The following is a 25,818-nucleotide window of genomic DNA, read 5'->3' as shown; positions in this document are numbered from 1 at the left end:
CCTGTGAGCGTTGACGGCCCCGCGCCCCGCGCCGAGAAGGCGTGGGGTCCCGGGTGCAGGACCGGGACGAGCGGGACCGCGCGATGTGCAACCTCTACAGCCTGCGCACCGGCCCGGCGGATCTGTGCCGGGCCTTCGGGATCGCGGATGACCGCACCGGCAACCTACCGCCCCTGCCGGCGATCTTCCCCGACCAGATGGCCCCGGTGGTGCGCAACGGCGCCGACGGCCGGGACCTCGCGATGCTGCGCTGGGGCCTGCCCGGCCCGAAGGCCTTCGGCGAGCAGCCCATCACCAACGTGCGCAACGTCGCGAGCCCGCATTGGCGGCCCTGGCTCGGGCCGGCCCATCGCTGCCTCGTGCCGGTGACCGCGTTCAGCGAATACGCCGACACCAAGCCGCGCAAGACCCCGGTCTGGTTCGCCCTGGCGGAGGACAGGCCGCTCTTCGCCTTCGCGGGAATCTGGCGGCCCTGGACGGGGGTTCGGGGCACCAAGCGGGAGAACCCCGACCGGGTTGACGCCGAGCACGCGCTGTTCGCCTTCCTGACCACGGAGGCCAACGGCATCGTCGGGCCGGTCCACCCGAAGGCGATGCCGGTCGTGCTGACCCATCCGGAGGAATGGGCGACCTGGCTCGAAGCCCCAACCGCGGAGGCGCTCCGCCTCCAGCGCCCGCTGCCGGATGCGGCGATGCGGGAAGTAGCCCGCGGCCCGCGCTCGGACGGGGCCACCTCGGAGACGGAGGAGACCTGACGTCCGGCGGCGATTACTGAACCGGGCCGCCGTCGCGCGCCTGCAGAAGGCGGATCGCCTCTGCCAGGACCGCGTGCAGATCCGCCGCGCCCTGGGCGCTGAGCGGCAGGCCGACCCGCTGGCCATGGATCGTATCAAGCACGACCATGGCGAGATCCTCGCCGATCAGCAGGCTGGGCTGCGGCAAGCAGAGCGGCAGGACGAAATCGCCCTCGGTCTCGCCGAGAACATCCACGGCATCCGAGGGGCGGAAAGGCGGCTTTCCATCGCTCATCAGCGCTCTCCCCCATGATCCGGGTCCGGCAGGCGCAGCGACCGGACCGTCAACGTGTCGATCTCCAGCGACCCGACCTCCAGGGCACCCACGCGGGCGCGGCCAACCGACAGGCGGCCGATCGCGAAGGCTCCGATCGCCACCGCCCCGAAGGCCGCGACCCCGAGTGCGAACGCGCCCAGCGCCGAGGCACCCATCGCCCCGGCCCCGACGGCTCCGGTCCCGAGCACAGCCGCGTTCGCGGCGTTAGGCTGCCCGCGCCTCTGCTCACGCTTGTCCTCGGGCATCCGTGATGCGCTCATGCAGGACCCTCTGGCGGTCGGTCGGAGGGTCCGTATAGCCGACGTTAACCGGGTTTTCACGCGATCCGGCCAACGCTGACACCTCTTCGACCGCGCATCCGCCCGTTTCGAGAGGACGCCACCCGTGTCGCACCTGCTCCCGCCCCTCGCGATCTTCGCCTGCGGCTGCCTGCTGATCCATGCAGGCCGCGCCTATGCCCGCGCCACCACGATGCTGCTCTCGGCCACCGCCCTGACACTGAGCGTGACGCTGGGTACTGTGCTCTGCCAGCGGATCGGTCAGTAGAGCCGCGTGCGGTCGGCGTCGGCGATCGAGGCCTCGGCCTCCGCGACCATGGCGGTCAAGGCCAGACCCGGATCGCCACCGGGCGGCGCAGCAGGTCGCGGTCCGACGTGATGGTGCAGCCCTCCGTGCGCAGGCTGGCGTAGGTCAGGAGCGCCGTGTCGCCGACATCGTCGAAATTGCGCCCCTTCGCGTCCGGATCGAGCAGCGACGGATAGGCGATCAGCGGTCCGGTCGCCGTGCAGGGATCGTCGTAGAGGGTCGCGCCCGCGACGAGCAGGCGGGGCTGGTCCCAGGTGATCAGGTCGCGGGAGCTGGTCCAGTAGAAGCCCGACCGCGCAAAGCCGTCGCCGGCCTTGGCCATGAATACCGCGATCCAGGCGCCCGAGCCGCGGTGCCGGACCACGGCGCCGACCGGCCCCGGGAACGGCCCGACCGTCTGACAGGGGGCGGGTTTGGGTGCGGGCGTCCGATAGGGGTCCGGGAAGGCGGCGGTGAAGCCGGCGCCGGTCCAGGCCCGCCAGCGGGTCGGGTCGGCGGGATCGTCGCTGCGGAACAGGCAGATTCCGGCCTCCTGGTCGCTGCCGGGGCGGGTCCAGCCGGTGGTCGAGGCGAGGACATAGCGCCAGCGCCCGTCCGCCACGATGTTCGACGGGTTGAAAAAGCCCCGGTGGTGACCCTGGTCGACCTCCTGCCGGAACGGGGCGCCAGCCACCACCACGGGGGGGCTTTTCCGTGTGAAGCTGCGGCCGCCATCCGTGGAGGCGGCCGCCGTGATCGTGTTGTACCAGCAGGCCATGTAGGTCCCCGCCGGGCAGCGGCCGGGATGCTCGTTGGCCTGATACTCGTGGTGGAGGAGCGCCGCCACCCGGGTGCCGTCCTCCGTCCATGTGGCGGTGATCCAGGAGCGGTCGTCGTAGGCGGCCGGATCGGACTTCTCGCCCGAGTCGAGCACCACCGTGCAGTCGAGCTTGAGATGGTCGAGATTCGGGCCCCGCAGCGCCCGGTTGCGGTAGTGCATACCGTAGAGCGCCACCGCGCCCGACGCGTCGCGGAAGGCCCGGGCCGGGGCGTCCGGGACATCGGCCCCGTCGCAGGCATCGCGGCCGGCCTTGAAGACGATCGACGGCGGACCGACCAGAGTGAGGGCCGAGAGCGGGGGATCGGATGCGGCGCGGGCCGGGAGGGGGATCAGGGTCAGAAGCACCACCGCGGCAGTGAAGCGCGACGCCCACCCTCCCCCCGCAGAGGGGAGAGGGAGATCCCGCGACGCTGTTCCCTCACGTTCGATGGAGCTCGTGGCAGCGCATCCGTCGCTCCGCCCAGCAATCCTGATCGTCCAGTTCATCGCCGCCATCCGGCTGCGTCCCGGCCACGCCTGGACAAACAGGCTGAGATTCGCTTGAGAACCATTACAGAGTGCTTGCACTCCACTGGCCCGTCCAAGAGTCTCCCATGGTTCTCCTGATCCTCGGGCTCGTGCTGTTCCTCGGCACGCACGCCTTCTCGATGGCCCGCACCCGGCGCGCCGCGATCGTCGGGCGGATCGGCGAGAACCGCTACAAGCTCGGCTACACCGCCCTCTCGTTGCTGGGCCTCGTGCTGATCGGCATCGGCTTCCACGATTACCGGCTGAACGGCTACATCCAGGTCTGGGATCCGCCGGTCTGGACGCGCCACCTCGCGCTGACGCTGGTGCTGCTGGCCTTCATCTGCCTCGCCGCCGCCTACCTGCCCGGCCATATCCGCGCCAAGGCCAAGCACCCGATGCTGCTCGCCGTGAAGATCTGGGCGACCGCCCATCTCCTGGCCAACGGCGACCTCGGTTCGATGCTGCTGTTCGGCGGCTTCCTGGCCTGGGCGGTGACGGCGCGGATCAGCGCCAAGCGCCGCGCCCTCGCGCCGGGAGCGGTGGCAGCTCAGCATGGCGGTCCCGCGGCGGCGCCCCATGGCTGGCGCAACGACATCCTGGCGGTGGTGATCGGCACCGCGGCGTGGTTCATCTTCGCCCGCTACCTGCACTACCCGGTGATCGGCGTGCCGGTCTGGCCGGGCACGACGGCCTGACTGTCGCCAACCCGGCGCCCGTGTGTTAGGCGCGGGGCCCGATCGCGCTACGAGGTGGGCCGCCGCATGGGCGGCCCGGGATTGAATGGCCGAGAACAACGAGTTCCTTCGCGAAGTCGACGAGGATTACCGCCGCGACCGGATTCTCCAGATCTGGAAGCGCTATAGCGGCGTGATCATCGCGCTCGCCGTGCTTCTCGTGGCGGGGGTCGCGGGCTGGCGCTACTGGCAGGCGCAGCAGCGCGCCGCCGCCGAGACCGCATCCGTCCAGTTTGACGACGCCAACCGCCTCGCCAAGGACGGCAAGGTCGCGGAGGCCGACAAGGCGTTCGACGCCATCGAGGCGCAGGCGCCCGCCGGCTACCGGCTGCTGGCCCGCTTCCGCGCGGCGGCCGAGACCGGCAAGCACGACTCGGCTGCGGGCGCGGCCGAGTTCGACAAGCTCGCCGACGATACCGGCCTCGGCGACGGCCTGCGCGACCTCGCGCGCCTCCGCGCGGCGCTCCTGCGCCTCGACGGGCCCAACCCGGACCCGGCGCTCGCCAACCTCCAGGGTCTGGCCGCCGGCACGCCGTTCCGCCACACCGCCCGCGAGATGCTGGGTCTGGCCGCCCTGAAGAAGGGCGACTACGAGGAGGCCGGCCGCTGGTTCGACCAGATCGTGGCCGATCCCGAGACCCCGCGGGCCCTGCGCGATCGGATCGAGGTCTACGCGGCACTCGTGGCGGGTGGTCCCGTCACGGTGACAGAGGCCAAGCCCGAGCCCGCCGCACCGCCCCCGCCAATCACGCGTTAATTTCCGCACGAACCGTCTAGAGAACCACCATGGACATGCCGACCGTCGCGATCGTCGGACGGCCGAACGTCGGCAAGTCGACCCTGTTCAACCGCCTCGTGGGCAAGAAGCTCGCGCTGGTCGATGACCGCCCGGGCGTCACCCGCGACCGGCGCGAGGGCGACGTGACCTTCGGCGGCCTCCAGTTCCGGGTGATCGACACCGCCGGGTTGGAAGAGGCGGACGAGAAGACCCTCACGGGCCGGATGCGGATGCAGACCGAGGCGGCGATCCTGGCCGCCGACGTGGTGCTGTTCGTGATCGATGCCCGCGCCGGCGTGCTGCCGGCCGACCAGCCCTTCGCCGAGCTGGTGCGCCGGGCCGGCTGCCCGGTGATCCTGATCGCCAACAAGGCCGAGGGCGGCACCGGCCTCGCCGGGGCCTACGAGGCCTTCACCCTCGGGCTCGGCGACCCGATCCCATTCTCGGCCGAGCACGGCGAGGGCCTGGGCGAGTTGCACGAGGCCCTGGTCACCGCCCTGCCCCAGCGCGACGACGAGGAGGACGACGACGCCGACGCCCCCGGCGGCCGCTCCCTCAAGGTCGCGATCGTCGGCCGGCCGAATGCCGGCAAGTCGACGCTGATCAACAACATGCTCGGCGAGGAGCGGCTGCTCGTCGGCCCCGAGGCCGGCATCACCCGCGACTCGATCTCCCTGGATTGGGAGTGGCGCGGGCGGCGGATCAAGCTGCACGACACCGCCGGCATGCGCCGCCGCGCCCGGATCGACGACAAGCTGGAAAAGCTCGCGGTCTCGGACGGGTTGCGCGCCGTGCGCTTCGCCGAGGTGGTGGTGGTGCTGCTCGACGCCACGATCCCGTTCGAGAAGCAGGATCTCACCATCGTCGACCTCGTGGAGAGCGAGGGCCGCGCTTTGGTGATCGGCCTCAACAAGTGGGACCTCGTGGCCGACCAGCCGGGCCTCCTGAAGCAGCTGCGCGAGGATTGCACCCGGCTGCTGCCGCAGGTGCGCGGCGTCTCCGTGGTGCCGCTCTCCGGACTGGCCGGCGACGGCATCGACAAGCTGATGCAGGCGGTGGTGCAGGCCTCGGAGGTCTGGGACACCCGTATCTCGACCTCGCGCATCAACGACTGGCTGAACGAGGCGACCTCGCGCAATCCGCCCCCGGCGGTGTCGGGCCGGCGGATCAAGATCCGCTACGCCACCCAGGTGAAGAGCCGGCCGCCGCATTTCGCGCTGTTCGGCAATCAGCTGAATGCGCTGCCGAAATCCTACACCCGCTACCTCGTGAACGGCCTGCGCGAGGCGTTCGACCTGCCGGGGACGCCGATCCGGCTATCCTTGCGGACCTCGCAGAACCCATTCGACAAGGGGTGATCCGGGATACCGGGCGAACCGCGCCGTCCTTGCGAGCGGAGCGACGCAACCCAGTCGGCGCTACACTCACGGATGTCGCGCAACCTCGGGTCCCTTCGCTGCGCGTGTGATGACGGTGCGGGTCTTCAGCCGAGGTTCCGCAAGCCCCTTCAGCGCGCCGCCCCAGCGATCCAGTCCACCGCCGCCGCCAGCGCGGCGCGCTCGTCCTTTCCATCGGCGAGCGCGCCTTCGTAGGCGGCGAGCTGGCCGTCCGCGCTCGTTCCCTCCGTGACGATGGTCCGGGCACGGGCAATGTCGGTCGCGCAGCCAAGGGCATCCGCATCCTCGGCCACCAGGGCGAGGACAGCCGCCAGCGCCTCCGCAAAGGGCACCGCCTCGCCCCGGGCCTCGTCGATCAGCGTCGCCTGCACGCCGCTATGCTGGGCGCGCCAGAGGTTCTCCGAGGCCAGCGCTCGCGAGACGCCGTCGAGCCCGGCATGCAGATCCGGCCGGCGCACGCACAGGCGCACGAGGCAGCGGAACAGGGCGGCGATGCAGAGCGAATCGTCGAGCCGTGTGCAGGCGTCGGCGATGCGCAGCTCCAGCGTCGGGAACTTGATCGAGGGGCGCAGGGACCACCACAGAAAGCTCGCATCCGCGATGGCACCCGAGCGGGTCATGATGTCGACGAACCGCGCATGGGCGGCGGCGTCCGAAAAAATCTCCGGCAGGCCGGTGCGGGGCAGCTCGCCGAACACGCTGAGCCGGTAGGCCCGCAAGCCCGTCGCCTCCCCCTGCCAGAACGGCGAGGAGGCCGAGAGGGCGAGCAGCACCGGCTGGAACGGCAGCAGCCGGTTCATCAGATCGATGCGGGCGTCCGGGTCCGGCACCTCGACATGGACATGCATGCCACAGATCAGCGCCCGCCGGGCCGCGATGCCGACATCCGACAGGATGCCTTGGTAGCGTTCCCCGTCGGTGGCGGTCTGGCGGGCCCAGCGCGCGAGGGGATGGGTGCCGCAGGCCAGAAGCAGCAGGCCGTTCTCGGCAGCGATCCCGGCGAGCTGCGCCCGCTGGCCGCCGAGATTGTCCCGGGCCGCCGCTGCGTCGGTGAGGGGCGGCGTGCAAACCTCGACCTGCGCGGCGACCAGCTCCCGCCCGGTCTCGGGCAGTTCGGCCTCCACCCGCGCGTGGAAGGTCGCGAGATCGCCGCGCGGCGTGCCGCGGGTCTCGGCATCGGCGAGGAAGTATTCCTCCTCGATGCCGAACCGGTAGCTGGGGGCGCTCATCGTGGTCTCCGCAAACGCGACGCGTGCGCCAACGCGCCGGCCCGCAGGAAGGTGCCGCTCAGCCCGCCCGCAGCGCCCCGCCGACCAGCCAAGCCGGATCGAACCAGCGATCGGCCTCGCCGTCATAGGGCAGGCGCGTGATGTCCCAGTTCTGGATGTACTTGGCGTAGACGTTCCACACCGCGATCCCGCCGCCGACGAAGATCCGCCGGCCCGGATAGCGCTTGAGCACCTGCTCCGGGTCCTCGTGGCTGCGGATCACGTCGATGGTGCGGTCTTGGAAGGCGAATTCGGGGACCGAGGCCACGGTCTTCGGCCCGGCGATCAGCACGTGGCCCATGGTCAGCGCGAAGAAGCGCGTCACGTCCTCAACGAAGAGCGGGTCGGTGTTGCCCTCCCAGGGGAGGTGGCCGTTCAGGCCGAGCTGGCCCCGCAGGCCGATCGCACAGATGCAGCGGACGTCGATCATCGCAAATCCCAAACCCGGCGGGCTCTGCCCGCCACCCGCCGGGGCCTCAGGCCCCGGCCCCCTTTACTCGGGCGCGCGGAAGCGCAGCACCCGGTCGGTGGGGAAATCGTAGAGCGCGCCGGTCTCGGTCCAGTCCGGGCTGGCGAAGCGCACGAAATGAGGCGCGAGGTCCTCCGGTGTCCGCAGCGTCTCCGGATCCTCGCCCGGCATGGCCGAGCGGCGCATCCCCGTGCGCAGGGGACCCGGATTGACGAGCATCGCCCGGATGGCCGTGCTCTCGTTCTCGGCCGCGTAGGTCCGCACCAATGCTTCCAGGGCCGCCTTGGAGACCGAGTAGGGTCCCCAATAGGGCCGGCACTTCGAGGCAGCCCCCGACGAGACGAAGATCGCCCGCCCGGCATCCGACATGCGCAGCAGCGGATCGAGCGAGCGGATCAGGCGCCAATTGGCGGTGACGTTCACGTCCATCACCTGCCCCCAGATCTTCGGGGTGATGTGGCCGATCGGCATGAGCGCGCCGAGGATGCCGGCATTGGCGATCAGGACGTCGAGGCGCTTCCACCGCTCGTTGATCGCCCCGCCGAGGCGGTCGATCGCCTCGTAATCGGCGAGGTCGAAGGGCACGAGGGTCGCGCTGGAGCCCGCGGCGCGGATCGCGTCGTCGAGCTCTTCCAGCGCGCCGACGGTCCGCGCCACTGCGATCACGTGCGCGCCGGCCCCGGCGAGCGCCAGGGCGGCGGCCCGACCGATGCCGCGGGATGCGCCGGTGACGACCGCGACGCGGCCTTCCAAGGGTCTCTGAGACTCAGCCATGCGCAGGACCTAGCGCATTCCGACCGGAAGGGTCGAGGAATCGGTTTCAAAAGGTCTGTGACCTTTTGCGGGTGCAGGGTGGAACCCTGCAAAGACCCAGAGGCGCCGCCCCTGGACCCCGCCAAAGGGCTCGCCCTTTGGAAACCAGGACGCGTCAGTCCGCCTCGGCCAGCATCGCGAAGCGCTTCGGGCCGGCGATGGAAAGGTCCGTCAGGCCGGTCGGGTACTCACCCGTGAAGCAGTGATCGGTGTATTGCGGGCAGGCCGCGTTCCGCTCGTCCTCGCCCATCGCCCGGTAGAGGCCGGGGATCGACAGGAAGGCCAGGGAATCCGCGCCGATATACTTGCGCATGCCCTCAAGGTCGTGGGTCGCAGCGAGCAGCTTCTCGCGCTCCGGCGTGTCGATCCCGTAGAAGTCCGGGTAGGTGATCGGCGGCGAGGCGATCCGGAAATGCACCTCCGCGGCGCCGGCCTCGCGCATCATCCGGACGATCTTCACCGAGGTGGTGCCGCGCACCAGGCTGTCGTCGACGAGGACGATGCTCTTGCCCTCGATCGCCGCGCGGTTGGCCGAGTGCTTCATCCGCACGCCGAGTTCCCGCACCGACTGGGTCGGCTGGATGAAGGTCCGGCCGACATAGTGGTTGCGGATGATCCCCATCTCGAAGGGAATCCCGGTCTCCTGCGCGAAGCCCAACGCGGCCGGCACGCCGGAATCAGGCACCGGCACCACGATGTCGGCGGCGACCCCGGCCTCGCGGGCCAGTTCTCGGCCGATTGCCTTGCGCACCCCGTAGACGCTCTTGCCGTTCACCACGGAATCGGGTCGGGCGAAATAGATGTACTCGAAGATGCAGGGCCGCATCGGCACGGCATCGGCGAAGCGGATCGACTCGATCCCCTCCTCGGAGATCACCACGATCTCGCCGTTCTCGATGTCGCGCACGAACCGGGCGCCGATGATGTCGAGCGCGCAGGTCTCGGAGGCCAGCATGTAGCGGCCGTCGAGTTCGCCCAGCACCAGCGGGCGGATGCCCATCGGGTCGCGGGCGCCGATCAGCTTCTTGTTGGTGAGTGCCACGATCGCGTAGGCGCCCTCGATCGCCTGCAGGGCGTCGATGAACCGCTCGATGATCCGCGGCTTCCGCGAGCGGGCCGCGAGGTGCAGGATCACCTCGGTGTCGGAGGTCGACTGGGTGATCGCGCCGTCGCGCACGAGGTCGCGGCGGATCGACAGGGCGTTGGTCAGGTTGCCGTTATGGGCGACCGCCAGCCCGCCGCTGGCGAGTTCCGCAAACAGCGGCTGCACGTTGCGCAGGATCGTCCCGCCGGTGGTCGAGTAGCGCACGTGGCCGATGGCGGCCCGGCCCTTCAACCGGGCGATGGTCTCGCCGTCCGAGAAGGAATCACCCACGAGGCCGGGGCGCCGCTCGGAATGGAACACCGCGCCGTCGAAGGACACGATACCGGCCGCCTCCTGGCCCCGGTGCTGCAGGGCGTGCAGGCCGAGCGCCACGATGGCCGAGGCCTCCGGATGCCCGAAGATGCCGAAGACGCCGCATTCCTCGCGGAGCGTATCGCCGTCGAGATCGAAATCGGCGCTGGGATTGGTGGCGTGTGACATGAGGCGGTCGATCACTCACGAGTCCCGGCGGCGACGGGCCGGCGCGCCGGTTGTCGCGGATACAATCCGTTCGCGACCGGACCCGCTATCTAGGCGTTCCGCGCGACAGAACCTACGGCGAATACCGCAGATCAGCGTCGCGTCGGGGTCGGCGCGGTCTCGGTACGGCGCTGGGGCGCCGGATCGGTCTCGGCGGGGGCGTCGGCCGCCTCGTTGGGCGGCGTGACGGCCTTCGGCTTCTTGAACTGCTTCAGGAAACCTTCGGGATTCTCGGGCAGCTGCGCCACCAGGGCGTCGCCGGATTTCTCCAGCATCGGCCGCGAGCGCGCCTGCGCGGCCCAGTCCGGCACCTTGCCCTGGACCAGCCAGGACAGGAACACCCAGCCGATCACGCAGATCAGGAAGCCGCGGGCCGCCCCGAACAGGAAGCCGAGCGAGCGGTCGACCGCGCCGATGCGCGAATCGAGCACGACATCCGAGATTTTCACCGTGATGATCGAAACGATGATCAGCGTGCCGAGGAAGATCGCGGCGATCGAGGCGACCAGCGCCACGGTATCGCTGTTCACGTGCTGCTTCACGATGGGAAGCAGCATCGGATAGAGCGTCCAGGCGACCGCGGCCGCCGCCACCCAGGCGACGATCGCCAGCACCTCGCGCGTGACGCCGCGCACGGCCGCCAGCAGCGCGGAAACCGCGACGATGCCGAGCACGACGAGATCCAGGACGGTAAACGGCATCGTTGAGCTTTTTGGTACCCGCGGGGATGGCGCGTCGGCCGTGCGGCTCCCCCGGACCGCGGTCGATTTATACCAAGCCCGACCTCGGCCGTCACCCTGGGCCTCGATCCTCGGCCGGACCCTGTGCCGTCCGTGCATCAGCGGCCGGCTTCAGCCCTGCCCAATCCTGCACGCAAACCAGCCCACAGGTGGCCCGGCTGCACGGAGAACCCGCCCCGGTGGTATGGGTCCGCCTTGTGCTTCCGGAATCCCGGCAGCAAGCGGCAGGAGGCGGTCGGCGTGGGCGAGGCCGGACCAGTGACAGACATCGCCACCCATGGGGCGAAGCTGACGATCGACCTCGGGGCGATCACCGCCAACTGGCGGCTCCTGGCGGACCGGGGGAGCGCCCCCTGCGCGGCCGTCGTGAAGGCCGACGCCTATGGCTGCGGCATCGGCCGGGTCGGGCCGGCCCTCCGGGCGGCGGGGTGCCGGACCTTCTTCGTCGCGCACCTGTCCGAAGGGATCGCGGCCCGCGCCGCCCTGCCCGAGGCGGAGATCTACATCCTGAACGGCCTGCCCCCAGGCGCAGCCGGAGCCTTCGCGGCGCATGGGCTGCGCCCCGTGCTCGGCAGCATCGAGGAGCTTTCGGAGTGGGCAGCCGTTTCGACCGGACGCCTGCCGGCGGCGCTCCACGTCGATACCGGCATGAACCGGCTGGGCCTGCCGGTGCCGGAGGCGTTGGACCTTGCCGGCGACGCACGGATCGCCGCGGCCGGGATCGACCTGATTCTCAGCCACTTCGTCAGCGCCGAGAAACCGGAGGATCCGGTCAACGCACGGCAGATCGCTGATTTCGCCCGCGTGCGGGCCGCTTACCCCGGCATCCGAGCCTCGCTCGCGAACTCCTCGGGCGTCTTTCTCGACGGCGCCCGGCACGACCTGCTGCGGCCGGGCTATGCCCTGTTCGGCGGCAACCCGACCCCGGGGGCGGCGAACCCGATGCGTCCGGTGGTGCGGCTGGAGGCGCTGATCGCACAGGTGCGTGACGTCGAGGCCGGGGCGACCGCGGGCTATAACGGCCGCTGGACCGCGCACCGGCCGAGCCGGCTGGCGACCCTCTCCCTCGGCTACGCCGACGGGTTCCCCCGGGCGATCAGCGGGCGGGGCCAGGCGCTCGTCGGCGGCGTGCCCTGCCCGATCCTGGGCCTCGTTTCGATGGACCTGATCATCCTCGACGTGACCGACGTCCCCGCGGCCCGGCGCGGCGCCGGTGCGGTGCTGATCGGCGACGGCCTCGATATCGATACGGTCGGCCGGTCCGCCGGCACGATCGGCTACGAGATCCTGACCGGGCTGGGTTCTCGTTATGTTCGAACCTATGTAGACTAACGCGATTCCCCCTGAAACGCCGGTCGGCGCCCGGACCCGTATGGCCAAGATTCACCAGACCTTCGTGTGCCAGTCCTGCGGGGCGGTCTACAACCGCTGGCGCGGGCGCTGCGAGGCCTGCAACGGCTGGAACACGATCGTCGAGGAGGCGCCCTCCGCCCCCGGTCAGTCGGGTCCCGCCGCGACGCGGCCGTCGCGCAACCGCGGCCGGGTTTTTCCCCTCGAAGGTCTGACCGGCGAGGCCAAGGAGGCGCCGCGACTGCCCTCGGGGATCGGCGAGCTCGACCGGGTGACCGGCGGGGGATTCGTGCGCGGCTCGGTGATCCTGCTCGGCGGCGATCCCGGCATCGGCAAGTCGACCCTGCTGATGCAGGCCTCGGCCGCCATGGCCGGCACGGGCGAGCGGGTCGCCTACATTTCCGGCGAGGAGGCGGTGGGGCAGGTGCGCCTGCGCGCCGAGCGCCTCGGCCTGAGCGACCGCCCGGTGCAGCTCGCCGCCGAGACCAATGTCGAGGACATCGTCGAGACCCTGAGCCAGGGCCGGCCTCCGGCGCTCGCCATCATCGACTCGATCCAGACGATGTGGACCGAGACGGTGGAATCGGCCCCCGGCACGGTCACGCAGGTGCGCTCCTCCGCCCAGGCCCTGATCCGCTTCGCCAAGACCACCGGCACGGCGGTGATCCTGGTGGGTCACGTCACCAAGGACGGGCAGATCGCCGGCCCCCGGGTGGTGGAGCACATGGTCGATGCGGTCGCCTCCTTCGAAGGCGACCAGGGCCACCATTTCCGCATCCTGCGGGCGGTGAAGAACCGGTTCGGGCCGACCGACGAGATCGGCGTGTTCGAGATGACCGATGCGGGCCTGAGCGAGGTGCCGAACCCCTCGGCTTTGTTCCTGGCGGGGCGCGACCAGCAGGCGGCCGGCACCGCGGTCTTCGCCGGCATGGAGGGCACCCGGCCGCTGCTCGTCGAGATCCAGGCCCTGGTGGCGCCCTCCTCGCTCGGCATGCCCCGCCGCGCGGTGGTGGGCTGGGACCCGAACCGGCTGTCGATGGTGCTGGCCGTGCTGGAGGCCCATGGCGGCATCCGCCTCGGGAGCCACGACGTCTATCTGAATGTCGCCGGCGGCCTGCGCATCACCGAGCCGGCGGCGGACCTCGCGGTGGCAGCCGCGCTGGTCTCGTCCCTGTCGGGGTCGGTGCTGCCGCCGGAGACCGTGTATTTCGGCGAAATCGGCCTGTCGGGGGCGATCCGGCCCGTGGCGCAGGCGGGATCCCGGCTGAAGGAGGCCCAAAAGCTCGGCTTCGCCAAGGCGTTGATCCCGCAGGGCCGCGGCGAGGGCGAGAAGGCGCTGTCCGTCGAGACGCTGCGCCATATCGCTGACCTCGTGGCGGGGATCAGCGCGGGGGCGCCGCGCCGGGGATCCGGCGGGCGCGGGCGGGCGCCGTCGCGCTACGCCGACGAGGAAGTCTAAGCGCCTCGCGGGAAAACCTCGCTCAATGGCACCCGCACGAGCCCGAGCCGCAGCCCCCGCCGCTGCCGCCGCCCTTGACCGGTGCTTGGCGCGCCGTGTCGCGGTCGAGGCCGCGCTCGGCGAGTTCGCTGAGGTAGGTGTTCCAGCGCGTCTCGTACTCGCGGCCCAGCGTGTGCAGGTAGCCCCAGCCGTAGATGCCGGTATCGTGCATGTCATCGAAGCCGAGCTTCACCGCGTAGTTGCCCACCGGCTCCACCGCCAGGATCGCCACGGCGCGCTTGCCGCCGATCACCTTGCGCTCCAGCGGCGAGTGCCCCTGCACCTCGGCCGATGGGCTCGACACCCGCAGGTACTCGGCTGGCAGGGCGTAGCGTACCCCGTCCTCGAAGGCGACGTTGAGACTCCGCCGGTCGGCCGACAGGCGGATCTCGGTCGGCCATAGATCCTCACTCACGAGTCACACTCCTCACGCAATCCGGGGCTGCGGCCAGGGCGCGCTTGCCCGCAACCCTTTGGGGCATCATATGCCGGACAATGCCCGATGACAGCTCCCTGACGCCGCAGACGATCGCCGGCCGCCCGCCCGCCGGGCCTGCGCCCCTGATCGACCCGTTCCAGCGGGCGATCTCGTACCTGCGCATCTCGGTGACGGATCGCTGCGACCTGCGCTGCGCCTACTGCATGTCCGAGCACATGGAGTTCCTGCCCAAGCGCGATCTGCTGACCCTGGAAGAGCTCGACCGGCTCTGCAGCGTGTTCATCGCCCGGGGCGTGCGCAAGCTCCGGATCACGGGCGGCGAGCCGCTGGTGCGCCGGGACATCATGCACCTGTTCCGTCGCCTCTCCCGCCACCTCGATTCGGGGGCGCTGGAGGAGCTGACGCTGACCACCAACGGCACGCAGCTCACCCGCTACGCCGACGAGTTGGCGAGTCTCGGCGTGCGCCGGATCAACGTCTCGCTCGACACGCTCGACCCGCAGAAGTTTCGCGCCATCACCCGCCGGGGCGACCTCAAGGTGGTGCTCGACGGCATCGCGGCGGCCCGGGCCGCCGGGATGAAGGTCAAGATCAACGCGGTGGCGCTGCGCGACCTCAACGCCGACGAGATTCCCGACATGATCGCCTGGGCCCACGGCCTCGCCATGGACATGACGCTGATCGAGGTGATGCCCCTCGGCGAGATCGAGGCGGATCGGACCGACCAGTTCCTGCCCCTCTCGGTCGCCCGGCAGCGGCTGGAAAGCCGCTACACGCTCACCCCCCTGCCCGACCGGACCGGCGGGCCGGCCCGCTACGTGCGCGTCGAGGAGACGGGCGGCCGCCTCGGCTTCATCACGCCGTTGACCCATAATTTCTGCGAGAGCTGCAACCGGGTCCGACTGACCTGCACCGGCCAGCTCTACCTATGCCTCGGCCAGGAGGATTCGGCCGATCTCCGGGCGGTCCTGCGCGCGTCCCAGGACGACGCCGTGCTGGCGGCGGCCGTGGTCGAGGCGATTACCCGCAAGCCCAAGGGGCACGACTTCGTCATCGAGCGCCAGCGCCCGGCTGCCGTGCCGCGGCACATGAGCGTCACGGGCGGGTAGCCGCTCCCCGGTTCCCGCCGGCGGCCCGAACAATGCGAGGCGGCCCTCGTCTGGCGAAGCCCCCGCACCCAGGTTAGGTGTGTGCGGCGCACGCGCCGTGCGGGATCAGCGCACGATAACCGGGAGCCGCCCTTGGCCACGATCATCCCCGTTGCTTCCTTCGACTGCGTCGTGTTCGGCGCGACCGGCGATCTGACCGCACGAAAGCTTCTGCCGGCCCTGTTCTACCGCTTCCGCGACGGCCAGATCCCGGATACCAGCCGAATCATCGGCGCCTCGCGCTCGGAACTGTCGCGCGATGCCTTCCACGAGCACGCCCGCGACGCCCTCAAGCGCTTCGTGCCGGCCTCCGACCTGACCGAGGCCATGCTCCAGCGCTTCCTCGACCACGTCGACTACGTGGCGGTCGACGGCGCCGGCGACAGCGGCTGGGACGACCTCGTGGCCAAGCTCGACGAGCGGCCTGACCAAGTGCGGCCCTACTATCTCGCCACCTCCCCCGACCTCTACGGCTCGATCTGCCGCAACCTCGCCGCCCACGGGCTGGTCGGCGAGAAGTCCCGAGTCGTGCTGGAGAAGCCGATCGGCAAGGATCTGAAATCGGCCCACGCCATCAATGACGCGGTCGGCGAGGTCTTCCCCGAATCGCAGATCTTCCGGATCGACCACTACCTCGGCAAGGAGACGGTCCAGAACCTGCTCAGCTTGCGCTTCGCCAACACCATCTTCGAGCGGCTCTGGACCTCGGACGTGATCGACCACGTCCAGATCACGGTCGCCGAGACCGTCGGTGTCGAGGGCCGGGCCGGCTATTACGACACGTCGGGTGCCATGCGCGACATGCTGCAGAACCACATCCTGCAGCTCCTCTGCCTCACCGCGATGGAGAGTCCGCTCAACCTCGAAGCCAATTCGGTCCGCGACGAGAAGCTGAAGGTGCTCCGCGCCCTCAAGCCGATCACGGCGCACGACATCCAGAGCGTGACGGTGCGCGGCCAGTATGTGGCGGGGGCCGTCGACGGCAAGCCGGTGGAGGGCTACCTCACCGAACTCGGCCACGACAGCCGCACCGAGACCTTCGTGGCCATGAAGGTCGAGATCCAGTCCGGGCGCTGGGCCGGGGTGCCGTTCTACCTGCGCACCGGCAAGCGCCTGCCGCAGAAGCTCTCGGAGATCGTGGTGCAGTTCCGCGCCTCGCCATTCTCGATCTTCCCCGAGGAAGCCTTCGGCCGTGAACCGAACCGCCTCGTGATCCGCCTGCAGCCGCAGGAGGGCATGAAGCTCGAGGTGATGACCAAGGATCCCGGCCCCGGCGGCCTGCGCCTGCGCCCGACCGACCTCGACATCTCCTTCGAGGAGACGTTCAAGCAGCGCTATCCGGATGCCTACGAGCGCCTGCTGATGGATGTGGTCCGCGGCAACGCCACCCTGTTCATGCGCCGCGACGAGGTCGAGGCCGCCTGGGCCTGGGCGGACGGCGTGCTCAAGGCCTGGGCCGACCGGCCGGAGGCACCCCGGCCCTACCCGGCCGGGAGCTGGGGCCCGACCGCCGCGATCGCGCTGATCGAACGCGACGGCCGGACCTGGCACGAGGAGCTGCGCTGAGGCGCCATCCCCAGCTTACGGCCAAGCTGCCATCATACCGTCAAGCGGGCGATGAACTCTGCCGCTGCTGCCGGTCACCGCCCCGCCAGAGGGTGGATACCGCTTTGCACAAGGGATCATCGCATGCTCGACACCTATCGGGACGCCGCCGCCCTGGCCGAGCGCCGCCTGGAGCGCTCGGTCGCCGCAACGCTCCGCATCATCGCGGCCGTCCATGACGAGCGGCAGGCCCCGCCGATCTCCGCGGCCCGGCGCCGCCTGAGCGAGATCTACGGCGCCACCCGCCTCGCCCGGCGCCGGGAGCAGGCGCAGCGTACCGCCTGAGGGCCTGGTCGATCCGGGTTTCCAAAGGGCTCGCCCTTTGGCGGGGTCTCGGGGCGGAGCCCTGAGAGCTTCACCAGGGCTCTGCCCTGGACCCGCGAAAGGTCCCGACCTTTCGAAACCCTGGCTCTACACGGCCGCGTCCCAGGTCTCGCTGAGCGGCACCCCGCCGCGCACGAGGCGGGCCCGGAGGACGACGTCGCCGGCCGGCATCGGCTCCGGCGGGCGCCACTCCACATAGATCCGCCAGCCGCCGGTCTGTGGCACGAAATTCGAGACCGGCTCGTGCAGCGTGCCGGCACTGGCCGAGACCTCGGCGGTCACCGCATCGTCCGGTCCCGCCGGCAGGCTCGGACCCGCGAAGTCGATCACGCAGAGCCGCCGCTCCGGGCGCGGCGGCGTCAGGGGGCGCAGGCGCTCCGCCGAGCCGAAGCGCGTGGAGATCACGCGGGCCAAAGCTGCCTCGGGAATCGCCGGAACCGGCTCGGCCCCGACGGTGGTCAGCCCGTAGGCGAGGTGCAGGGCCGTGCCCGGCTGCGCCGGCGTGTCCGGCACGAAGGCCGCCACGATGTTGTCCATGTACTCCTCGACGGAGGGGATCTCGTAGAGCTGCACCGCGCCCGCCGCGAAGGCCCCCCCGGTGGGATCCGGGCTCACCCACAGGCCGGGCCGTGCCTCCTGGCGGGCCTCGACGTCGAGATAGGCGGCAAAGTTCCGCTCCCGCTGCAGCAGCCCGAACCCCGCAAGCGGCTTGCCCGCGAAGGCCGAGATCTGCGGTTGCCGGCGGCCGTTGACCAGCGGCCGCCAGAGCCGGTCGCGCCGGGCCGGATCGGCGCCCGAGGCGACGCAGAGCCCGTCGGAATCGTGGACCTGCGGTCGGAAATCGTCGAACGGCTTGGCGCCCCGGGCACCGGGCCCGTTCTCGCCGTACAGGAACATGCTGGTGAGCGGCGCGAGCCCCATCCTGCCGATCGGAACCCGCGGATGGAGCGCGGCGGTGACCGCGATCCGGGCCGGGTCCCCGGGGCTGATCGCGAAGCGATAGGCGCCGGCGACGCTCGGGCTGTCGAGGAGCGAGAGCACCGTCAGGGTGTGCGCCCCGGGCTCGGGCTCGCAGAGCCAGTGGGCGACGAAATCGGGAAACTCCTCCCCTTCGGCTGCACCGGTGCCGATAGCGAGGCCCCGCGCCGAGAGCCCGTATTCCTGGCCCGCGGCCCGCAGCCGGAAATAGGAGGCGCCGAGAAAGACCAAAAACTCCTCCTGGAACCCTTTCGGGCGCCAGGCGGGCGTGTCGGGAAAGGCGTAGTGCAGGCGGAACCCCGCGAAGCCGAGATCCGGCGCAAAGCTCTGGCCGGCGAGCCGCGGGCCCAGATCGAACAGCCGGCTCTCGTAGGGGATCGGGCGGGCGGGCCCATCGAGGGGCTGGAGATGGAGGGCCACGCGCTTGCGCTGCAGGAAGCCGCGGTGGAAGAGCTGCGCGCTGAACAGCGGACCGAGGCGCAGGCTCTCGGCGGCCCGGAAGGTGATGGCCCGGTAGCCGTCATAGTCGAGGCCCGCGAGGGCGGGGGGCAGATCCTCGGGCGGGGCCACGTAGGGCGCGGCGGCCCGGCCTGCGGCCTCCGCGGCCAGCGCCTCGAAGGTCATCCGGCTCCCCTTTTGTACGCCCTGCGGCGGAAGCGCCGACCCGGCCCACGTTCTGGACCCATTCAGCTCGGCTACGCTAGGTAGAACCGTGCCGGCAGCTGCGGTCAGGACGGTTCGAAGAACGCGGCGCCGGGAGGGGGGATTGATCCGTTCGACTTCCGGCCCTCCATCGGGCCGGGTCGGCTCCGTGTCCTTGCCCCGTATATCGGTGTCCACGGTCATCGGCTCCCGGCCACAGACGGCGGGGCGGCCGGCGGCCTTCCACGGTCGAGTTCCTCGCGCCATGTCGTCACGCGCCCTTCCTCCTCGCGCCACATCCTCGGGGATCACGGCCTCCGCCGAGCCGTCGCACCGGAACGCGTGTCCGTCCATGCCCGATCCGTCGGAACCGACCATGCCGCGCGAGGTCTGGAGCGGCAGGCGCGCGACGCGGGTCCTGCGCGCCCGGCGCCTCGCCCTGACGGTGCCGAGCCTCGCCAGTGCGGGCGGGATCGCGTGGCTCGCCGCCCTCGCCTACCCGGCGGGCGTGAGCCCGCTCGCCTGGGCGGTGCTCGGGCTGTTCAGCGTCATCATGGCCTGGCAGGCCTATACCGCCTGCCAGTACGCCTACGGGCTCGTCGCCGCCCTCCTGGGGGACCGGGCGAAATCCGTACTGGAGCGCCGATCCGAGCCGGAGGCGGCCAAGGGCGGCCCCATCGGGGCCGGACGCACCGCCGCCGTCATGGCGATCCATGCCGAGGACGCCGTTGCGGTCTTCGCCCGGCTGCGGGTCATGGCCCGCTCGCTCGCCGAGGCGGGGACCGAGGATATCGACATCTTCGTCCTCTCGGACACGCGGGACGGCGCCATCGCCGCCGTGGAGGAGCACGAATACGCGCGGATCCAGGCCTGGGCGTCGGGCGACCCGGCCCTGCCGCGGATCCGCTACCGGCGCCGGACCGAGAATGTCGGCCGCAAGGCCGGCAATATCGGCGAGTTCTGCCGGACCTATGGCGGCGAGTACGCCTTCATGATCGTCCTCGACGCCGACAGCCTCATGACCGGCGCCACGATGGGCCGGCTCGTGCGGCTGATGCAGGAGAGCCCCCGCACCGGCCTGATCCAGACCGTCTCGTACGCCGCCGGCCGGGACACGCTGTTCGCCCGCATCCAGCAATTCGCCGTGCGGCTCTACGCGCCGCTCGCTTTGCGCTGCCTGGAGACCTGGCAGGGGCCGGAGGGCAGCTACTGGGGCCACAACGCGATCCTGCGGATCGAGTCCTTCGCCGCGCATGCGCAGCTCCCCCGGCTGCCGGGCCGGGAGCCGCTCGGCGGCGAGATCCTGTGCCACGACATCGTCGAGGGCGCCCTGATGGTGCGCGCCGGCTGGGAGGTGCGGCTGCTGCCGGAACTCGGCGGCACCTGGGAGGAGATGCCCACCAACCTCGTCGATCTCCTCGGCCGCGAGCGCCGCTGGTGCCAGGGCAACCTCCAGCACCTGCGGGTGCTGCCCTGGACCGGCCTGCACGCCGCGAGCCGCTGGCATCTGCTGGTCGGCATCCTCTCCTACGGGATGCTGCCGCTCTGGATCGCCTTCATCGGCGCCGCCGCGTGGCAGGCGGCCCGGACCGGGGATCTGGGTCTCCTGGCCTACGGGCTGACCGGGCACGGCGCCGCCGCCCACGCGCTCGCCGCCCTGAGCGTCACCGTGCTGGCCCTGCCGAAGCTCCTGAGCCTCGGCTACGTCCTCGCCGCCCCGGAGCGGCGCGCGTCCTTCGGCGGGACGCGTTCGCTGCTCACCAGCGCCGCCCTGGAACAGGCTGCCTGGGTCGTGCTCTGGCCGGTCCTCACCCTGTTCACCGCCGGCGCCGTGGTGGCCACCTTCTTCGGCCGGGTGGTGCGCTGGGAGACCCAGGATCGCGACGACCGGCAGGTCTCCTGGGGCGAGGCATTCCGGCTCCAGGCCGATGCCGTCGTGGTCGGCACGCTGATCGCCTTTGCGCTGGCCCTCGTCGGCAATGCGTGGCTCGCCCTCTGGCTGGCGCCGCTGGCGCTCGCCCTGCTCACCAGCCCGGCCCAGAGCGTCTGGACCAGCCGGGCCGATCTCGGCCGCCTCGCCCGGGCCCGCGGCCTGTTCCTGAACGCGGACGACACCGCGCAGGCGCTGGAACTCGCCGAGCTGGCCCAGATCCGCGGCCTGCCCGCCCCCCAGGCGATGACCCATGGGACAGTTCATGCCCCAACGCGGCCGGCCCCGCGGGAGCCCGCGATCTGGCTCGCCGCCGACGAGGCCTGAACGGGCACGCGGCGCCCGTCATCCCGGGCGCCACGGCCAAGCTGCCACAGTGTTGCCATCGAGTCACGGGTGGTCGGAACCGGCTTCATGAGCCGGTTTCAGACTTGGCTTTGGGGCGCGAGCGTTTACCCCTTGGCGAGGATCGGCACGGCATCGTGCCGCGGTATTCGCCGCGTTCCCGCCAGAGTCCGCGCCTGCCCCGAGAGGCTTTGATGCGTCGTTTCCTTCCCGCCCTGATCGGGTTTTTCGGCGTGGCCGCCTGCGCCGCGCCGGCCCTCGCCTACGAGATCGATCCGCTGACCCGCCAGCCGCTGAACGACGCGCTCACCGTGCGCGTACGTCCGCAGGCCATGGAGACCGTCACGGTGCCGGTGGCCAACGCCGCCCTCAACCCCGCCGACCCGCTGAGCGCCGACGCGGCCGTTCCGCAGATGTCGGCGATCCCGCGGGAAACCGTGGCGTATAACGGCCCGTACGGGGCCGGCACGATCGTCGTGTCCACCGCCGAGCGGCGGCTCTACTACGTGCTGGGCGGCGGTCAGGCCCTGCGCTACGGCGTCGGCGTCGGCCGCCCGGGCTTCACCTGGGGCGGCGTGCAGACCATCACGATGAAGCGCGAATGGCCGGATTGGCGCCCGCCGGCGACCATGCTGAAGCGCCGGCCCGACCTGCCGCGCTACATGAAGGGCGGCCTCGAGAACCCGCTCGGCGCCCGCGCCATGTATCTCGGCGGCTCGATCTACCGGATCCACGGCTCGAACGAGCCGGAGACCATCGGCACCGCCGTCTCCTCGGGCTGCATCCGCATGACCAACGAGGACGTGATGGACCTCTACACGCACGCCAAGGTCGGCACGAAGGTCATCGTCCAGCGCTGATTTTTTTCGCGACTTCTCGAGGAGGGCCGGCCGTCAGGTCGGCCCTTCTGCGTTCAAACCGCTGACAGCGTGACTAAGGCATCGGGGCGCTTCACCTCGATCTCGATGAACGCGATCGGGTGCTCGGACCCGTTCATCACGTCGTGTCGGATGCCCGCCGGGCGCATGTAGGACTGGCCGGCCGCGAGCGCCGTCTCGCTGACCTGCTCGCCGTCGTGGACGCGCAGGATGCCGTCCACCAGCATCACCACGAAATACGGCCAGCCGTGCTCGTGCCAGCCGGTCACCGCGCCCGGCGGGAAGTCCCAGCGGGTGATGCGCACGGTGGCGTCGTCCTGCTGGATTGTGGGCGTTGCGGGTATGGTGCAGGCGAAGGCCATGGCGTCTCCGGGATCACGGGCACACGGATGGTGCCCGCGCCGATCCGATGCAAGCCTCCGGCCGCCCCGTCGGATCAGTTCGCCACGCCGTCATCGCGGGGCGCCCCCCCACGGGGAACGACGACAGCGTGATGAGTGGCGCGAAGTGAGTGCCGCGGCTCACCCCTCCAGAGACCGCTTGAACGCCTCCGCATGATCCGGGTGCCAGCGCGAGAGCGCCGGCCGGTTCTCGATGATGTCGCCGGCAGCCCAGGCGATCCGCTTCTCGTCCTGCGCCCGGGTGGTCTCGTTGTCGGGGCAGAGGATGTAGAAATCGCCCGCCGCCAGCCGCTCCAGCAGGAACGACACGGTCTCCTCCGGCGTCCAGGCGCCGGCCGGCTTCTCGGCGACGCCGCGGGCCTTGGTCAGCCCCGTATAGACGAAGCCCGGGATCAGCAGGTGGGCGGTGGTCTGGCAGCCCTCCCGGTTGCGCACTTCGTGGGCGAGCGCCTCAGTGACCGCCTTCACCCCCGCCTTCGAGACGTTGTAGGGCGCGTTGCCGGGGGGCGTGGTGATGCCCTGCTTCGAGCCGGTCACGATCACGGCGCCGGGCTTGCCCCCCTCGATCATGCCGGGCGCGAAGGCGTGGATGCCGTTGACCACGCCCCAGAGGTTGGTGCCCAGGATCCGCGTCCAGGTCTCGGCGTCCGAGAACAGCTTGCCGCCGGCCTCGATCCCGGCATTCAGCATGACGATGGCGGGCGGTCCGCCCCGCGCGACGGCCCCCGCCAGGGCCTCGACCGCGCCCCGGTCGGAGACGTCGGTCGGCACCGCGCGGACCTCGACGGCGGCGAGTTCGGCCACCGCCGCGCGGGCGGCGTCGAGGGCCGGGCCCGGCAGGTCGGCGAGCCAGACATTCATGCCGGCCCGCGCGAAGGCCTGCGCGGCGGCGAGCCCGATGCCGCTCGCGGCCCCGGTGACGACGGCACTGCGGCCGGGGCTGATGGCGGGATGCTGGCTCATGACGAATCCTCGGCTGGATGGCGCCCTTCAGATGGGGCGAGCCCGGATGAAGGCGAGTTGATCCACCGGATCGGACCACAGGCCCGCCCGCAGACTCAGCGGATCGTAACCTCCGCCGCCGCATGCTTTGATGCCGGTGATCCCACCGAACCCGAGGATGCGGCATGCCGATCGTTCCGAGCCGCCGGTCCCTCCTCGCCGGGCTGGCCTGCGTAGGGCTCGCGCCGGCAGCGCGGGGCGCCGCGCCCGCCGGGTTCGGGCCGCTCGGTCGCCCATCCTGGTCGAGCGACAGCCTTCAGGCCGCCGCCGCCGCCAAGGGCCTGCTCTACGGCTGCGAGGTGCCGTTCCACCGCTTCGATTCCACGCCCGCCTACCGGCAGGCGGTGGCGCGGGAATGCGGGATCCTGGTCTGCGGCACCGAGATGAAGATGGAGGAGGTGCTGCCCGCCCCAGGCCGGACCGATTTCGCCCGGGGCGACGCGATCCTGCGCTTCGCCCGCGCGAACGGCCAGCGCATGCGCGGCCACACCCTGGTCTGGCACGCGGCGCTCCCGCCCTGGGTCGGCCCCCTGCTCGGACGGGCGAGCGCGGCGCAGGGCGAGGACTTCATGCGCCGCTGGATCGAGACCGTGGCGGGCCATTACCGGGGCCAGATCGTCGCCTGGGACGTGGTCAACGAGATTTTGGGCAACGAGGCGGATCCCGACCGCGGCGGGGGCCTGCGCGACTCGCCGTGGCTCGCCTCGATCGGCCACGGCTACATCGACCTCGCCTTCCGCATCCTGCACGAGACCGACCCGGCGGCCGCCGGCACGTGGAACGAGGACGCGGTCGAGCAGGGCGCGCCCTGGATGGAGGCCAAACGCACCAAGGTGCTGCGTCGGCTGGAGGCGATGCGCAGCCGTGGCGTGCCGATCCGGCGCTTCGGCCTGCAATCGCACCTGACCAGCACGATCCCGATCGACCAGGGTCAGCTGCGGCGCTTCCTGCGCGAGATCGGCCAGATGGGCCTCGGGATCGCGATCACCGAACTCGACATCGACGACCGCGTCTTTCCCTCCGACGTGCCGACCCGCGACCGGATGGTGGCCGATTTCGCGCGGCGCTACCTCGACGTGGTTCTGGACGAGCCGGCCGTCCTCGATGTACTGACCTGGGACATCTACGACCCCGACACGTGGCTGAACGACCATCCCTACCGCAAGCGGCCGGACGGCCTGCCCCAGCGCGCCCTGCCGCTGGATTCGCAGTTCCGGCGCAAGCCCCTCTGGCACGCGATGAAGGCCGCCTTCGCGGCGGCGCCGGACCATACAGCCGCCCGGGACAAGCTCAGGCGGGCGTGACCCCGGCCTGACGGCTCTCATCGGCCAGGATCGGCTCGGGCGGGCGATCCGCCAGGAGCCGGCGGCGCAGGCGCGCGCAGGGGCGCTCGACCAGCAGGTACATCCCCCAGCACCAGAGCAGCGTCGGCGGGAAGGCCGCGAGCATCAGCGACAGGCCGTGCAGGCTCGGCTTCGGGTGCAGCACCAGCGCCACCACGGCCATGTGGGCGAGGTAGAAGCTGTACGACCACAGCCCGAGCTGGCGCATCGGCCGGCTGGCCAGCAGCCTCACTACGGGTCCATCCCCGTGCAGCAGGTAGGCGAAGGGCACGAACAGGGCGGCGCTCTGGAGGGTATAGCGCAAGGTCTCGCGGAAGGCGGGTTCCCGCACCGCCAGGGTGCCGAGGATCACCGCGAGGCTCAGGGCCACGTGCCGCGCCTTCGGCCGCCACGCCCGGTCGGCGGGGATCACCGGGTTGTTCCACAAAGCGAGGCAGCAGCCGAACAGGATCGCGTCGATGCGGGTGTGGGTCCAGGAATAGTTCAGGCTGGAATCGGGCAGCCGCCAGACGTTGATGCAGCGGATCGCCAGGACCGCGGCGCAGATCCCCAGGCAGGCGAGCGCGGCCCGGCGCGGCTGCAGACGACCCAGCCACAGGACGTAGGCCAGGGGGAAGACCAGGTAAAAATGCTCCTCGATGGCGAGGCTCCAGAGGGGCACGGGCAGCACCGCCTCGGTTCCGAACAGGCCGGGATAGTTCGTCAGGAACGTCGCCTGCCCCAGGATCGCCGCCGGCTCGACCGGCATCCAGTCGAGCAGCCCCAGCGCGTAGAGCCCGCCCGCGGCGAGCAGGGTGAGGTACATCGGCGGCAGGATGCGCAAGCTCCGCCGCAGGTAGAAGGCGGACAGCGAGACCGCGCCGGTCCGCGCCCGCTCGATCCGCAGCAGGGTGGTGATCAGGTAGCCGCTGAGGAAGAAAAACACCGTGACCCCGAATCCCCCGGGGACGACGTGGCTGTAGCCGCAATGGGCCGCGAACACGATCAGGATGGCGAGCGCCCGCACCCCATCGAGCTGCGGCAGGTACGGCAACACGGCGGGGACCTGTTTCCCGGGATCCGGCATGACGGGTCGGCTCTTCCATCGCGGCGGGGGCAACCCTGACTGGATCACGGTGCGGCATTT

At 71.0% G+C, this 25,818-nt stretch carries 26 protein-coding genes; 13 read left to right on the top strand and 13 right to left on the bottom strand.

Annotation, left to right across the window (positions count from 1 at the left end; all coding sequences use genetic code 11):
* Positions 1-83 precede the first annotated feature (83 nt).
* Positions 84-755 carry an SOS response-associated peptidase gene (locus MKK88_RS22710; RefSeq protein ID WP_244003761.1) on the top strand — a complete coding sequence of 224 codons (672 nt, stop codon included), beginning with the start codon at positions 84-86 and terminating at the stop codon, positions 753-755.
* 13 nt (positions 756-768) lie between these two features.
* Here the strand turns inward: MKK88_RS22710 and MKK88_RS22705 are convergent, their stop codons facing one another.
* Both MKK88_RS22705 and MKK88_RS22700 read right to left on the bottom strand, forming a co-directional pair.
* Complete coding sequence (locus MKK88_RS22705; protein WP_244003739.1) at positions 769-1,029, bottom strand: hypothetical protein; 261 nt, start codon at positions 1,027-1,029, stop codon at positions 769-771.
* Positions 1,029-1,331, bottom strand: coding sequence for a hypothetical protein (locus MKK88_RS22700; protein ID WP_244003737.1), 303 nt, complete (start codon positions 1,329-1,331; stop codon positions 1,029-1,031). Before MKK88_RS22700 ends, MKK88_RS22705 begins: the two co-directional genes overlap by 1 nt.
* A gap of 124 nt (positions 1,332-1,455) precedes the next feature.
* Here MKK88_RS22700 and MKK88_RS22695 point away from each other — a divergent pair, with 124 nt between their 5' ends.
* Positions 1,456-1,617 (top strand): hypothetical protein, encoded by a 162-nt coding sequence (locus MKK88_RS22695; protein WP_244003735.1) that lies wholly within the window; start codon positions 1,456-1,458, stop codon positions 1,615-1,617.
* 55 nt (positions 1,618-1,672) lie between these two features.
* Here MKK88_RS22695 and MKK88_RS22690 read toward each other — a convergent pair whose 3' ends face one another.
* A complete protein-coding gene (locus tag MKK88_RS22690) occupies positions 1,673-2,824 on the bottom strand; it encodes a hypothetical protein (protein ID WP_409566697.1) in 1,152 nt (383 codons plus the stop codon).
* A gap of 245 nt (positions 2,825-3,069) precedes the next feature.
* On the opposite strand from MKK88_RS22690, the gene MKK88_RS22685 reads away from it, so the two are divergent.
* The 3 genes from MKK88_RS22685 to der all read left to right on the top strand — a co-directional run bounded on the left by MKK88_RS22685 (position 3,070) and on the right by der (position 5,856).
* Complete coding sequence (locus MKK88_RS22685; protein WP_244003732.1) at positions 3,070-3,681, top strand: NnrU family protein; 612 nt, start codon at positions 3,070-3,072, stop codon at positions 3,679-3,681.
* 85 nt (positions 3,682-3,766) lie between these two features.
* A complete protein-coding gene (locus MKK88_RS22680; RefSeq protein WP_244003730.1) occupies positions 3,767-4,477 on the top strand; it encodes a tetratricopeptide repeat protein in 711 nt (236 codons plus the stop codon).
* Positions 4,478-4,506: 29 nt separating this feature from the next.
* The gene (gene der / locus MKK88_RS22675; protein WP_244003728.1) at positions 4,507-5,856 is read left to right on the top strand and encodes a ribosome biogenesis GTPase Der; all 1,350 of its coding nucleotides are present in this window, start codon (positions 4,507-4,509) and stop codon (positions 5,854-5,856) included.
* A 149-nt stretch (positions 5,857-6,005) separates the two neighbouring features.
* Here the strand turns inward: der and MKK88_RS22670 are convergent, their stop codons facing one another.
* The 5 genes from MKK88_RS22670 to MKK88_RS22650 form a co-directional block, all read right to left on the bottom strand.
* Entirely contained in the window at positions 6,006-7,124 is a 1,119-nt protein-coding gene (locus tag MKK88_RS22670) for a carboxylate-amine ligase (protein ID WP_244003726.1), read from the bottom strand.
* A gap of 58 nt (positions 7,125-7,182) precedes the next feature.
* The gene (locus MKK88_RS22665) at positions 7,183-7,593 is read right to left on the bottom strand and encodes a dihydrofolate reductase (protein WP_244003724.1); all 411 of its coding nucleotides are present in this window, start codon (positions 7,591-7,593) and stop codon (positions 7,183-7,185) included.
* 63 nt (positions 7,594-7,656) lie between these two features.
* Positions 7,657-8,406 carry an SDR family NAD(P)-dependent oxidoreductase gene (locus tag MKK88_RS22660; protein ID WP_244003722.1) on the bottom strand — a complete coding sequence of 250 codons (750 nt, stop codon included), beginning with the start codon at positions 8,404-8,406 and terminating at the stop codon, positions 7,657-7,659.
* A gap of 154 nt (positions 8,407-8,560) precedes the next feature.
* Complete coding sequence (purF, locus tag MKK88_RS22655) at positions 8,561-10,030, bottom strand: amidophosphoribosyltransferase (RefSeq protein ID WP_244003759.1); 1,470 nt, start codon at positions 10,028-10,030, stop codon at positions 8,561-8,563.
* A gap of 131 nt (positions 10,031-10,161) precedes the next feature.
* Positions 10,162-10,770 (bottom strand): CvpA family protein, encoded by a 609-nt coding sequence (locus tag MKK88_RS22650; RefSeq protein ID WP_244003720.1) that lies wholly within the window; start codon positions 10,768-10,770, stop codon positions 10,162-10,164.
* A gap of 279 nt (positions 10,771-11,049) precedes the next feature.
* On the opposite strand from MKK88_RS22650, the gene alr reads away from it, so the two are divergent.
* Complete coding sequence (gene alr / locus MKK88_RS22645) at positions 11,050-12,141, top strand: alanine racemase (RefSeq protein WP_409566696.1); 1,092 nt, start codon at positions 11,050-11,052, stop codon at positions 12,139-12,141.
* A 40-nt stretch (positions 12,142-12,181) separates the two neighbouring features.
* Positions 12,182-13,618, top strand: coding sequence for a DNA repair protein RadA (gene radA, locus MKK88_RS22640; protein WP_244003716.1), 1,437 nt, complete (start codon positions 12,182-12,184; stop codon positions 13,616-13,618).
* A 22-nt stretch (positions 13,619-13,640) separates the two neighbouring features.
* Here the strand turns inward: radA and MKK88_RS22635 are convergent, their stop codons facing one another.
* Positions 13,641-14,072 carry a gamma-butyrobetaine hydroxylase-like domain-containing protein gene (locus MKK88_RS22635; RefSeq protein ID WP_244003714.1) on the bottom strand — a complete coding sequence of 144 codons (432 nt, stop codon included), beginning with the start codon at positions 14,070-14,072 and terminating at the stop codon, positions 13,641-13,643.
* Positions 14,073-14,152: 80 nt separating this feature from the next.
* Between MKK88_RS22635 and moaA the strand changes: the two genes are divergently transcribed.
* From moaA to MKK88_RS22620, 3 genes are all read left to right on the top strand, one after another.
* Positions 14,153-15,205: a GTP 3',8-cyclase MoaA gene (gene moaA, locus MKK88_RS22630; protein WP_244003711.1), complete on the top strand. Its 1,053-nt coding sequence runs from the start codon at positions 14,153-14,155 to the stop codon at positions 15,203-15,205.
* A gap of 132 nt (positions 15,206-15,337) precedes the next feature.
* Positions 15,338-16,810: a glucose-6-phosphate dehydrogenase gene (gene zwf, locus MKK88_RS22625; RefSeq protein ID WP_244003709.1), complete on the top strand. Its 1,473-nt coding sequence runs from the start codon at positions 15,338-15,340 to the stop codon at positions 16,808-16,810.
* Between the two features lie 123 nt (positions 16,811-16,933).
* Complete coding sequence (locus MKK88_RS22620; RefSeq protein ID WP_244003708.1) at positions 16,934-17,134, top strand: hypothetical protein; 201 nt, start codon at positions 16,934-16,936, stop codon at positions 17,132-17,134.
* A gap of 126 nt (positions 17,135-17,260) precedes the next feature.
* Here the strand turns inward: MKK88_RS22620 and MKK88_RS22615 are convergent, their stop codons facing one another.
* Entirely contained in the window at positions 17,261-18,775 is a 1,515-nt protein-coding gene (locus MKK88_RS22615; RefSeq protein WP_244003706.1) for a glucan biosynthesis protein, read from the bottom strand.
* 283 nt (positions 18,776-19,058) lie between these two features.
* On the opposite strand from MKK88_RS22615, the gene mdoH reads away from it, so the two are divergent.
* Complete coding sequence (gene mdoH / locus MKK88_RS22610) at positions 19,059-21,050, top strand: glucans biosynthesis glucosyltransferase MdoH (RefSeq protein WP_244003704.1); 1,992 nt, start codon at positions 19,059-19,061, stop codon at positions 21,048-21,050.
* A 212-nt stretch (positions 21,051-21,262) separates the two neighbouring features.
* Entirely contained in the window at positions 21,263-21,928 is a 666-nt protein-coding gene (locus tag MKK88_RS22605; protein WP_244003702.1) for a L,D-transpeptidase, read from the top strand.
* A 53-nt stretch (positions 21,929-21,981) separates the two neighbouring features.
* On the opposite strand, the gene MKK88_RS22600 is transcribed toward MKK88_RS22605, so the two are convergent.
* Entirely contained in the window at positions 21,982-22,308 is a 327-nt protein-coding gene (locus tag MKK88_RS22600; RefSeq protein WP_244003700.1) for a cupin domain-containing protein, read from the bottom strand.
* Between the two features lie 159 nt (positions 22,309-22,467).
* Positions 22,468-23,310, bottom strand: a complete 843-nt coding sequence (locus MKK88_RS22595) for an SDR family NAD(P)-dependent oxidoreductase (RefSeq protein WP_244003698.1) — start codon at positions 23,308-23,310, stop codon at positions 22,468-22,470.
* A 164-nt stretch (positions 23,311-23,474) separates the two neighbouring features.
* Between MKK88_RS22595 and MKK88_RS22590 the strand changes: the two genes are divergently transcribed.
* Positions 23,475-24,653 carry an endo-1,4-beta-xylanase gene (locus MKK88_RS22590; protein ID WP_244003696.1) on the top strand — a complete coding sequence of 393 codons (1,179 nt, stop codon included), beginning with the start codon at positions 23,475-23,477 and terminating at the stop codon, positions 24,651-24,653.
* On the opposite strand, the gene MKK88_RS22585 is transcribed toward MKK88_RS22590, so the two are convergent.
* Complete coding sequence (locus MKK88_RS22585) at positions 24,640-25,758, bottom strand: acyltransferase family protein (RefSeq protein ID WP_244003694.1); 1,119 nt, start codon at positions 25,756-25,758, stop codon at positions 24,640-24,642. The two genes, MKK88_RS22590 and MKK88_RS22585, sit on opposite strands and share 14 nt — an antisense overlap.
* Between the last annotated feature and the right edge of the window lie 60 nt (positions 25,759-25,818).

The sequence above is a fragment of the Methylobacterium sp. E-005 genome (assembly GCF_022829725.1).
GTDB lineage: Bacteria > Pseudomonadota > Alphaproteobacteria > Rhizobiales > Beijerinckiaceae > Methylobacterium.
The sequence above is the reverse complement of the archived record's forward strand: the minus strand, read 5'-3'. Positions and strand labels throughout refer to the sequence as shown.